At 36.6% G+C, this 11,027-nt stretch carries 12 protein-coding genes; 3 read left to right on the forward strand and 9 right to left on the reverse strand.

Going from position 1 to position 11,027, the window contains the following annotated elements; translation table 11 throughout:
- Positions 1-407 precede the first annotated feature (407 nt).
- Both H9655_RS14730 and H9655_RS14735 read left to right on the forward strand, forming a co-directional pair.
- Complete coding sequence (locus H9655_RS14730; RefSeq protein WP_191815311.1) at positions 408-1,235, forward strand: class I SAM-dependent methyltransferase; 828 nt, start codon at positions 408-410, stop codon at positions 1,233-1,235.
- A 93-nt stretch (positions 1,236-1,328) separates the two neighbouring features.
- Entirely contained in the window at positions 1,329-1,910 is a 582-nt protein-coding gene (locus H9655_RS14735; protein WP_191815313.1) for a GNAT family N-acetyltransferase, read from the forward strand.
- 314 nt (positions 1,911-2,224) lie between these two features.
- Here H9655_RS14735 and lepB read toward each other — a convergent pair whose 3' ends face one another.
- From lepB to H9655_RS14750, 3 genes are all read right to left on the reverse strand, one after another.
- Positions 2,225-2,767, reverse strand: a complete 543-nt coding sequence (gene lepB, locus H9655_RS14740) for a signal peptidase I (protein WP_318245493.1) — start codon at positions 2,765-2,767, stop codon at positions 2,225-2,227.
- 81 nt (positions 2,768-2,848) lie between these two features.
- Complete coding sequence (locus tag H9655_RS14745; RefSeq protein WP_191815315.1) at positions 2,849-3,034, reverse strand: cysteine-rich CWC family protein; 186 nt, start codon at positions 3,032-3,034, stop codon at positions 2,849-2,851.
- A 101-nt stretch (positions 3,035-3,135) separates the two neighbouring features.
- Positions 3,136-4,014 (reverse strand): helix-turn-helix domain-containing protein, encoded by an 879-nt coding sequence (locus tag H9655_RS14750; protein WP_191815317.1) that lies wholly within the window; start codon positions 4,012-4,014, stop codon positions 3,136-3,138.
- 379 nt (positions 4,015-4,393) lie between these two features.
- On the opposite strand from H9655_RS14750, the gene H9655_RS14755 reads away from it, so the two are divergent.
- Entirely contained in the window at positions 4,394-5,413 is a 1,020-nt protein-coding gene (locus H9655_RS14755; RefSeq protein ID WP_191815319.1) for a beta-carotene 15,15'-monooxygenase, read from the forward strand.
- Between the two features lie 54 nt (positions 5,414-5,467).
- Here H9655_RS14755 and H9655_RS14760 read toward each other — a convergent pair whose 3' ends face one another.
- The 6 genes from H9655_RS14760 to H9655_RS14785 form a co-directional block, all read right to left on the reverse strand.
- The gene (locus H9655_RS14760; RefSeq protein WP_191815321.1) at positions 5,468-6,664 is read right to left on the reverse strand and encodes an aminotransferase-like domain-containing protein; all 1,197 of its coding nucleotides are present in this window, start codon (positions 6,662-6,664) and stop codon (positions 5,468-5,470) included.
- Between the two features lie 34 nt (positions 6,665-6,698).
- On the reverse strand, positions 6,699-7,475 hold the full coding sequence (locus tag H9655_RS14765) for an ABC transporter ATP-binding protein (protein ID WP_191815323.1): 777 nt from the start codon (positions 7,473-7,475) through the stop codon (positions 6,699-6,701).
- Between the two features lies 1 nt (position 7,476).
- Positions 7,477-8,274 (reverse strand): ABC transporter permease, encoded by a 798-nt coding sequence (locus tag H9655_RS14770; RefSeq protein WP_191815325.1) that lies wholly within the window; start codon positions 8,272-8,274, stop codon positions 7,477-7,479.
- A 111-nt stretch (positions 8,275-8,385) separates the two neighbouring features.
- Entirely contained in the window at positions 8,386-9,375 is a 990-nt protein-coding gene (locus H9655_RS14775; RefSeq protein ID WP_191815327.1) for an ABC transporter substrate-binding protein, read from the reverse strand.
- A 29-nt stretch (positions 9,376-9,404) separates the two neighbouring features.
- Positions 9,405-10,499: an iron-containing alcohol dehydrogenase family protein gene (locus tag H9655_RS14780; protein WP_191815328.1), complete on the reverse strand. Its 1,095-nt coding sequence runs from the start codon at positions 10,497-10,499 to the stop codon at positions 9,405-9,407.
- A 269-nt stretch (positions 10,500-10,768) separates the two neighbouring features.
- Positions 10,769-11,027 (reverse strand): hypothetical protein (locus H9655_RS14785; protein ID WP_404826102.1); only part of this gene is annotated, 259 nt, incomplete at its 5' end.

Here is an 11,027-nt window from a genome sequence, read left to right on the forward strand (position 1 = left end):
TGAATATATTGCTAAATTTGTTGTTCATTTTAGAAAAGCTGGTGTTTCTTCTACGAGATTAGATTCCTCTGACTCAAAGAAGGATCCCCAATAATGTTTTCATTGTTTGAAATGGAAAGTAAAAAGATCAAACTTATAGTAGACCTCATAGTTATTGTCTGTTATATTTATAAAAACACTAAAAGGATAGGTGAAGAAGTTCGGCATAGCAGAAGTTGGATTTACGAGGACTTTGTTATGACTGGAAAAGAGTAAAAGATCAATTTGACGCAAACTTAAATAAGCATTTTATGTGTTTATTTGGTATGCCCATTTGATTTTTTACTCTACGGACTTTTTCTCTTTTTAACCGCAGAGTAAAACTCTGCGGTTTTTTGTGTTTTAAAAATTTTTAGGAGGAAGTTTATATGAATAACTTTTTAAACCAGTTGCGCGTACCATCACGATTTGAACAAGCAGATAATGCTTTTTGGCAAAATCCTTATATTGCCAAACAATTATTAAAGGCCCATTTAAACTCTGATAATGAAGGAGCTAGTAGGAGTTTTTCGTTTATTGATAAGTCTATTGATTTCATTCAACAAATTGCTCCCCAAAAATCTTATCAAAAGGTACTAGATTTAGGTTGCGGTCCAGGTCTTTATTGTGAAAGATTAGCCAAAAAAAATTATACGGTAACAGGGATAGACTTCTCTGAAAACTCCATTCGTTATGCTCAAGAACAAGCAAAAAAGCTCAATTTTGATATTGACTATCGCTATGAGAATTATATGGAATTAAATGATTCAAATAACTACGACCTTGCCCTATTGATATATTGTGATTATGGAGCTCTTGCACCTGTTGATCGCAGTAAATTACTTTTCAACATTTGGAACAGTTTGAAGAATGGTGGACAGTTGTTATTAGATGTTTTCTCACAAAATAAATTTGATCAGTTTAAGGAAGAACAATATTGGAGTTTAAATGAAAATGGTGGTTTCTGGTCAAAGGATTCCTATGTCGCTATTGGTAGAAATCTTAAATATCCTGATAGAGTAACATTAGAGCAAACAACTGTGGTTACCAAAGATAAAATGGAAACTTACAACATCTGGCATCAATACTTCACAAAAGAATTATTAATCAAAGAGGTAACTGCTGTAGGGTTTACTGTAAAGGAAATTTACGATGATGTTTCTGGTCAAACTGGCAACGGAGGAAGTGAAACTATCGCTTTATTGTTAGAAAAATAAGGTTAAATAGAACAAAGAGAAAGGGAATATGATCACTCCTCAAGAATTATTTCTTAAAGGTGAGAGTTTTTACATTCAGAGAGGGGAAATCAAATGAATCCTTTGTTGTTAGATGTTCCTTTACAATTAGAAACAGACAGACTAATTCTTCGAGCACCACTTCAAACAGGAGACGGGAAAATTGTAAACCAAGCTATTAGAGACTCATTTGATGAATTAAAAGAGTGGTTGCCATTTGCTCAAGAACTGCCAACTGTCGAAGAAACAGAAATAAATATAAGAAATGCTCATATAAATTTTTTAAAGAGAGACAGTTTTCGTTTTCTTATTTTTGATAAAGAAAACAATGACTTTATTGGAACAACAAGCCTTCAGGGGGTTGACTGGGACATTCCTAAATGTGAAATTGGGTACTGGATAAATACAAAATTTAGCGGTAATGGATATATGACGGAAGCAGTAAAGAGATTAGCAAACTTTGGGTTACATCATATCAAATTTAGGAGAATTGAAATAAGATGTGAATCAACAAACCTTAAGAGTCGTGCTATCCCAGAAAAACTTGGGTTTGAATTAGAAGGCACTTTAAGAAATGATGATCTATCCGCAGATGGTAGCAAGCTGACTGACACTTGTTTTTATTCCATAACAAGTAACATTACGAAAGAAAACTAAACATATTTTGATTCGTTAAATAACTTTAATAACAACCTTTCTAAACGAAGATAGGTTGTTATTTTATTTGTAGTGAACTAGTGAATAGACTTTTTTGTTGCAAAACATCTAGCAACTTTAGTAATTACTTCAGGTGATGGCGAAACATTTGCCAACCTAGCCACTTCTATCGCCGAAACTATCCTTTTCACTGTTCTTTCGATCTCTATTCATTTTGATATGTAATCATTTAACATTTTTCATTAACAAGACGTTAACAATAAAAATCTTTTCACGAAAAAACCTAGCAAATCAATAAACTAGGTTTTTTTCCCTTATTTAACGACTTCCATATGATCCATCGGCCAAATAACCGCTTTGGCTTTCCCAAGGATTCTTTCTTCAGAGATGACCCCTATGACCCTACTATCAAGACTTCGTTTACGGTTATCACCTAATACAAAATAATGCCCCTCAGGAACAACCGTTTGGCTTACTTTTGTATCTTTGAGCTCAAAATCATCTGTCAACATGCCTCTTTCTAGCGCTTCTTTTAACTCATCTAAATAAGGTTCATCGTATTCCTTGCCATTTATGTATAAGTGATCATTTTTATAGGTAATTTCATCTCCTGGCAAGCCAATCACTCTTTTAATTAAATCACGCTCTCCATCACTATCAAACACCACAATATCAAAGCGGTCAGGTTCACCTAATTTACTCATAACAACCCGGCTTTGGTCATGTAATGTCGGTTCCATTGAAGCCCCATCTACAACGACAGGAGAAAAGATGAAAATACGGATAAGAAAAGAAATAATTAGTGCAATAATCAATGCTTTGATCCACTCAAACATTTCTGTTCGGACTTTTTGCACACACAACACCTCCTAATATTTCTCAATATTCTATTCGCCATCAAACGAGCAAACCCCTCTTGAATGTAAAATATATACATCTCACTTTTTATATTTTCTTATACATCTCTCACAAACACAACTTTTTCCCCTATTCTCCTGAGGAATTAAATCTAAGAGCGTTTGGGGGACATCACCAATATGAAAGCACCAACAATCCTTGAGCTTGTTCTCTTCAAGCCCGCAGTTGTTTTGCTCACCACAAACTGGACATTGTTGTTTTTTCATCGTTTCACCTCTCACCCTATACTACTCACTTTTATTATGGCATAAACAGGAGATGAAGTTCACAAGAAAATAGGAAAAGCGTTAGCCTTTCCCTCTAACATCTATTCACTAAAATCAAGATTTTGCGGTTCTTTTGGTAGACTCTCTTGAAAAGAAAGGTTTGTTGTTGGCACATGTTCACTGACCTCTACTAATTGAAACCCATCCATCCAGACCTTCCCTTTTCCAATGAGTAACACCCCGAAATGAATGGACATACTCTCTTCAGGCACATCTAATACAATGGTATACTGATTCCAGCCATTTGTACCCGCAATAGGCCGATTATCCATATTATCGAACTGTAGCATATCACCATTGTTGTCATCTACTCTCATCCAAGCCCCACACTTTTCTACATCTTCCGTCTTTATATAACATGTTAGTTTCATTCTTTTCCCTTTATATTTCTCCGCTTTGAACTGTTGCATAATAGTAGCGAATTGCTGGCTATTCACATCACTAATATTTTTAAGTAAAGCAGATTGATGCCCAGTATGGAAAGTTTGTTGATCCAATGTCATTTGATAATGTTCTGGGGCGTTTCCACTTAATATCCAGCCATGAATAATTGTTTCTTTCGTCATCTTATTGTTCTCCTCCTTTAAATGGATAAGACTAAATAACTTACGATACTTGCCCGGTGGTAGAGAATAAATTTCTTTAAAGGCTCTCGTAAACGCCTCTTGAGATTGAAAATGAAGCAAAAAAGCAATCGAAAGAATAGATTCATCACTTTCTATTAATAAAGACACTGCTAAAGCAAGTCTCCGAAAACGAATATATTCACCAATTGTCCGACCCGTTTCTTGTTTGAATACCCTTAAGAGATGAAATTTGGAATACCCTACATTCCTTGTTAAATCATCGAGTTGAATCTTTTCTAGTAAATGCGTTTCAATAAAATAAATTGTTTTTTGCGTCGTTTCACTATACTGCACTCTCACTCACCTCACCTTTATTTTACGATAATTGGTTGAGCTTTTTTTGATGGGGATTGCTAAATAATTATTTATTTTCGATGGATTACTTGTTTCTTATCATTGTTAACGTTACAAGAAAAAGGATAGGGGCGGATTCAGAATCATAGGGAACTATTAGACAGTCTTTTATAGAAGTTCTTCTACAAAACGGGAAACGCAACGGCTGCTGATCAAGCTTTTTGAATTACAAAGTGGGCTAGTCCCTTTATTTTACTTCTCCGTTTTCTTTTACTTTCCTTTCAGATTAGCACTACTGTTATCAGTTTACTTTTTTTACTTTATTTGGAATAATCTGCTTATCATATGGTATCATTTAACTAAAGGGGAGTGATTTGACATGAAGATTATGAGCAAAGGGAAATATGTATGGCTTTTCTTATTATTAGCGGCTCTTTTTTCTAATACCATTCTTTATCAGACTTCAGTTAGTGGATGGATTCTACCGGCAAATGCGCAAGACGTTGTTTTAGGTTCATTGATTGACTTCATGATCTTGATGCCATTATTTTTCATGTTATATAAACAAAAGTTTTCTTTAAAATCTGCATTGTTACTTTGTGCGAGTGGCTGCCTTTTGGCAAGATTGATTATCCCAACGGAATTGCTAGCGCCTTATTCCTCTTTTGTATGGGGTGTTATTTTAATCGAGGTTATGTTTATTTCTTTAGAGCTTTTACTAATTGTAACCTTCATAAAGTATATGCCAAAAATTATTAAGGAAGTAAAACAAAGCTCATTACCAACGGTGTTCTCGTATGCAAATGCTGTTGATCACTTCGCAAAAAAGTATCAGATTATTCGTATCATTTGTTCCGAAGGTTTAATGTTCTATTATGCTTTTGCTAGTTGGAAAAAAACACCGCGAGAGGGAATAACACTTTATAAAAACTCCAGTTATATTGCCTTTCAAATTATGCTTATCCATGCCATCCTCATTGAAACCATTGCAATTCATTGGTTCATCCATCAATATTCTATCGTTTTATCAATTATTCTTTTTATCGGCAATGTCTATGCTGTTATTTTTTTCATTGGTGATATACAAGCAATGAAATTAAACCCTATTCATTATCAGAACGGCACTCTATACCTATCACTCGGATTAGTGAAACGAGTGGTTATTCCAATTGAAAATATTAAAACTCTGATTGAGGAAAAATCAGTACTTCAAGGGAAATTATCAAAGGATACCGCTGATTTCATAATTAAAGATTTAGAAAAAGTGTACCCGGATATCATTCTAGAACTAAAGGAACCTGTTCATGTAACTTATTTTTTAGGATATAAGAAAGTCTATAAAAGAGTAGCGATCCGCTCGGATTCTCCTTTACAGTTGAAAGAGTGGCTTACTTTATGAAAAATAATCAACCTAAAAAGAGCGTGCACCTCAGGATTGTGCACGCTCCTATCTTTATTTATTCATCTCTTCTGCCACTACTTGGCTTAGAATTTCGATTCCCTTTTTTATTTCCTCTTTACTCGCATAACTAAATGAAAGACGTAAAAAGTTCTTACCTTCGTCTTGATTGTAGAAGAAGTATTGGCCTGGTACGTAGGCTACGCCAGCTTGTTTCGCTTTCGCAAGCATTGACGTTGTATTGACGCAAGGCACTTTAATCCACATAAAGTAGCCACCTTCAGGGCGATACCACTTCACACCCTCAGGCATGAAATGAATCAATGATTCATATAAAATGACTGCTTTTTCTTCATATTTTTCTGTTAGTAAGACAGAACGATGAGCCAGATTTACTTTTTCTAAATAAGCAGACATCACCGATTGCGCAAATGGGTGCTCTAAATCTTTCTTAAACCAGAAAAGTGTTTCTATCCACTCACTATGAGCAGCAATCCAGCCGACACGCATACCTGGAGCCACTACTTTCGATAGCGATCCGACATAAAAAACACGATCCTCTTCATCTAATGATTTTAATGTTGTCGGACTCTCTCCAAACGCAAGCTCCCCGTAGGCATCATCTTCAAGAATGAGAAAATCATATTCTTTTGCTAGTTTAATTAATTTCTCCCGTCTGGCGAAAGATAGTGTTGTGCCTGTAGGATTTTGAAAGGTTGGGATCGTATATAGAAGTTTTGGAATAGGTTCTTCTTTCTTCGTCCGTTCGATTAATATTTCTTCCAATCGCTTCGTATCCAATCCATCTGCATCAATTGGAATTGTGATAAGGTTTTTTGTGTAATTTTGGAAAATTTCCAGTGCTTCCATATAAGTCGGTGACTCAACAATAATGAAGGCATCCTTATCTAATAAAATACGGGCAATGAGATCAATCGCCTGACAAGCACCTGAAGTCACAAGCACTTCATCCTCTTTCACTTCCATCTTACGCTCGCCCATGCGTTTGATTAAATGTGTTTTTAATTGATCAATTCTTGGACTACCAATATAGTGAAGCGGCAAATCTTGTTCTTCTGTCAATAGCCGGTCTGTAGCTTCCTTTAGTTCAGCTGACGGAACAAGGTTAGATGCCGGATAGCCTGAGTTTAGGCGAATACATCCTTCCGGCACTGCTGACATCCATGACCCTGGAGGGATATTGGTTAGGGCCTGTTTAACGACCTCAGGGTAATAGGCTTCTCTCTTCAATTGTACCAAGCACCTTTCTGTATCATTTATAATATCAAATAGATTTCAAGCTTTCTTCTCGTATTAATGATAACAGTTCCTCTTTGTATTGTGCGAATTGATTTGTTGCTTTCACACTAAAATCTCTTGGTCTAGCGATATCAATCGGCACCTTTTTCTTCAGTCTTCCTGGTCTAGCAGTCATGACATACACAGAATCAGCTAGAAAAATAGATTCATCTACATCATGAGTAATAAAGAGGATGGTTTTCTTCGACTTTTCCCATGCCCTTAATAAAACCTCTTGCATAATATTTCTTGTTTGCGCATCAAGGGCACCAAAAGGTTCATCCATCAATAATACCTTCGGATCATTCGCTAATGCACGAGCAATAGCTACACGCTGTTTCATCCCTCCAGAGAGTTGAACAGGGTAATGATTCTCAAATCCTTCTAATCCTATTAATTGAAGATAATGACGAGCGAGATCATCTCGTTCCTTTTGTCTCGCTCCCTTCAACTTTAAGCCAAAGGAGATATTTTCTTTCACCGTCAACCAAGGGTATAGAGTATACGATTGGAATACCATACCTCTATCTGGGCCAGGACCATCAATAGGTTGCCCATCTAATAATACCTCACCGGTTGTCGCTTCTTCCAAACCAGCAACAATTCTTAATACGGTCGATTTACCGCATCCTGAGGGACCAAGTATAGTAACAAACTCACCATCATCAATAGTGAAGGATGTTTTTTGTAGCGCCGTTGTGTCACCACTTTTGGTTTTGAAAACTTTATCCACATTTTTAATTTCTAGCTTCGGTGTTGTCATATTACAATCCTTCCTTTCTCATCCATGAAAAAGATTTACGGTAAATCCATTTAAAGATGAGGTCAGTCAATAACCCTAATAACCCAATAATCAGAATCCCAACAATAATTTTATCAGGTTGTAGGAATCTTGATGCCTGCATAATCATATAGCCAATTCCACTCGAAGCCCCTACAATCTCTGCAACGACTAAATAAGTCCATGCCCATCCAAATGTAATTCTTAATGTATCAACAATCCCTGGCATGGTTGCCGGGAGTATCACTCTTGTAAACACTTGTAGCTTCGATGCACCCAATGTATAAGAAACATCAATCAAATCATTATGCACATTCTTTGTAACATCCATAATCATTAACGTTAATTGAAAGAATGTCCCTAAAAATATGACACTCATTTTTTGCGTTTCACCAAGACCAATCCATAAGATCAATAATGGAATAAATGCTGAAGCTGGCATATAACGAATAAAACCAATCAGCGGCTCAAATGCGCCTTGCATAATTCTTAGAGAACCCATCAATATCCCAAGTGGTACACCAATTAAGGCTGCCACTAAGAAACCGACTAATACCCTTGAAAAACTAATGCCTATATCTGATAGAAGATTTCCATTGGCAAATAAATCTATTCCTGTTGTTAATACCGCCGTAGGTGTTGGCAAAAACAACGGGTTAACGAGCCCCGTATAAGTAATTCCTGCCCATATCCCTAATACAATAAGAAAAATAATAATGCCGACTGAAGAATAAAGGGACTTTGGAATTTCTTTATTCGGGGTTAATAATTTTCCTAACATTTTTTCTCACCCATTTTCTTTTTTTTCCTCTTTCAACCAATTACCAGAAATAAAAATAACCTGAGCCTAACCGCTGACTGCTTGCGGTTAGGCTCCGAATGATTCATATCATTACTTGATAAAAGTAGGGTTAATAATATCTTCTGCAGCTGGTTCAGCTGTAATAATCTCTTGCTCTTTATAGAACTTTGCCGCATTTTCTGTTGATTGGTAAATGTCGCCTTTAGCGTCTTCTGTACCGAATAATTGCTTATTCGCCTCTTTATCCAAGAACTTTAATCCTTCAGCTGTTGCAGCAAATTCTTCAACATCAATTTTTAAACCTTTAGCCATGATTTCATTCGCTTCATCTTCGTTTTCTTTCCAGTAGTCCATTGCTTGACCCATTGCCGTTACAAATGCTTGGACATCTTCTGGACGCTCTTCAATGACTTTTTCCGTAAAACTAACTGTATCAACAATAATACCAGGAAGATCTTTCGTTGTTAGTAGCACTTTACCGTTTGCTTCAGAACCGTTTGATAACCAAGGCTCCCAGGTAACGGCTGCGTCTACTTTACCTGCCGCAAATGCCGCTCCTGCATCCCCAGCAGACATTGGTACAACTTCAACATCTTTTTCCGTTAAGCCTCCATCTTGTAATGCCGTTAAAGCTAACATATGACTTGTAGATCCGACTTCAAAAGCAACTTTCTTGCCTTTTAAGTCACTCACTTCATTCATGTCATCTTTCACTAAAATCCCGTCTCCGCCGTAAGAATCATCCAATAACCATACAACATTTAAAGGAATATCTGATGCAGCTAATGATACTTGTACATCAAGTGCAGTTGCCATTCCATCGATTTGTCCGCTTGCTAGAGCTTGTTTTCTTTCTCCAAGACCTTCAACAATTGAAAGTTCAACATCAATACCATTCTCTTCAAAGTAGCCTTTTTCCTTTGCTAAAAATAGTGGTCCATAACCTGTCCACGTTGGTAAAGTAACTTTTAATGGTTCTTTGTTTTCTCCAGATCCTTCCTCAGATTCACTTGATCCACCACAAGCTGCTAATGTCACAGCAAGGACCATCATTGTGATTGCGAATAACCATTTTTTCATGACTCATCTTCCCCCATTAACCAGTCTATTTATTTGTTTAACATGTCTTTTCCATATTGATCTGCCTGCCTAACAGCTGTGATTACCATATCTGGTGTAACCACAAACGGCATATTCGCCATATCTTCAATAGTCACTGAAACGTCTCCAAGTTCCTGCCACTGTGATCGAGACAACTCAGGCACATTCATTTGCTGTAGTGTATATGGTAGATTCACTTTTTGATAGTAAGAAATCAACTCTTTGATTTCACTTTCTTCCTCATTTTCCATTGCTAGCATCGCTAAAATGCCGAAAGCAACAATTTCACCATGATACGTTTCATGTATTTCCGGGAAAATCGTCAACCCGGAGTAGATGGCATGGGCACCTGCTGTTCGACAATCATCTCCCCCATACCCACTCACACTTCCACTGATTAACAGAATCGCATCAATCATATCCTCAAGCTCAGGTGACAATTCCTTTTTTTTCATAGATGCAACTGATTGCTCCCCTATTGCTAACATCGTTTTGTATAACTGATTAGCAATAGCAATCGCTGTTTGGTTCCTAGCATTAGGTGTTGCTTTTTTAACTGAAGTCTTCGTTTCAAACCACTTAGCTAGCGTATCACCAATGCCAGCAATCAAATATCTTACAGGTGAGTGCAATATAACTGTTGAGTCAACAACAACCATTTCTGGCACCTTTGCATCTCGACTAATGGCAAGAAATTCACCTTGATCACTATATGTAATCCAAATAGGAGTCGTTGCTGCGCATGTCGCTGCAATCGTCGGGAGTGCAACAAGAGGTTTATTTACATGCGCGGCTACCGCCTTAACAGTATCAATCGCTTTCCCCCCGCCACATGCAAGGATGACATCATAATCGATTGTACTGAGCTCTTCTATTAATCTCTCAACATTTTCTCTAGAAGATTCTCCACCGTACCAAATGGAAGCAGCTAGTGTCATTCTCTCATTATTCAAACTTTCTCTTACATGTCCTTCCACTATTTCACGACTCTTTATCCCACCAATAAGGACGGCTTTTTCTCCATATTTCTTCACGTACCCGCCAATTTTCATAAGTGCATTTGGCTCTCTTATATACTCCGGTGTACCAACAGTTATTTTCATTAGAAAGAACCCTCTCTATCCAATTGCATAGATATGAATATTTATTAATTTTATTTAATCAATATACGACTTTCCACCTAAGCTGTCAATGGAAAATTCCAGATTTCATCCTGATAAAAATTGCTGTAACAGTTAGTTGTTATTAAATATAAATAAAGTAAATTTTCTAAGTACGTATAAAGATAAGTTTTTGAAAATAAAGAAGATGGAAAGAGGATGACGTTTTGCTGATTGATAGGGGGATGTTGCTTATATCTTAGAGGTCTTTTCTATTTGCTTTGGTACTCACTTTTGATTGCGTTGCTTATATCCTCATACTTTCTTCTATTTGCTTTGATACTCGCTTTTGCTTTGCTTATATCCTCAAGTTTTCTTCTATTTGCTTCGATACTCGCTTTTGCTTTGCTTATATCCTCAAGTTTTCTTCTATTTGCTTCGATACTCGCTTTTGCATTGCTTATATCCTCATACTTTCTTCTATTTGCTTTGGTACTCGCTTTTGCGTTGCTTATATCCTCATACTTTCTT

Origin of the sequence: Cytobacillus stercorigallinarum (assembly GCF_014836495.1) — a bacterium.
GTDB lineage: Bacteria > Bacillota > Bacilli > Bacillales > Cytobacillaceae > Cytobacillus > Cytobacillus stercorigallinarum.

Coding starts and splice junctions, on each gene's coding strand:
- H9655_RS14745 (WP_191815315.1), bottom strand. CDS start 3,034: ATGAAAAAACAACAATGTCCAGTTTGTGGTGAGCAAAACAACTGCGGG.
- H9655_RS14775 (WP_191815327.1), bottom strand. CDS start 9,375: ATGAAAAAATGGTTATTCGCAATCACAATGATGGTCCTTGCTGTGACA.
- H9655_RS14730 (WP_191815311.1), top strand. CDS start 408: ATGAATAACTTTTTAAACCAGTTGCGCGTACCATCACGATTTGAACAA.
- H9655_RS14770 (WP_191815325.1), bottom strand. CDS start 8,274: ATGTTAGGAAAATTATTAACCCCGAATAAAGAAATTCCAAAGTCCCTT.
- H9655_RS14765 (WP_191815323.1), bottom strand. CDS start 7,475: ATGACAACACCGAAGCTAGAAATTAAAAATGTGGATAAAGTTTTCAAA.
- H9655_RS14735 (WP_191815313.1), top strand. CDS start 1,329: ATGAATCCTTTGTTGTTAGATGTTCCTTTACAATTAGAAACAGACAGA.
- H9655_RS14780 (WP_191815328.1), bottom strand. CDS start 10,499: ATGAAAATAACTGTTGGTACACCGGAGTATATAAGAGAGCCAAATGCA.
- H9655_RS14755 (WP_191815319.1), top strand. CDS start 4,394: ATGAAGATTATGAGCAAAGGGAAATATGTATGGCTTTTCTTATTATTA.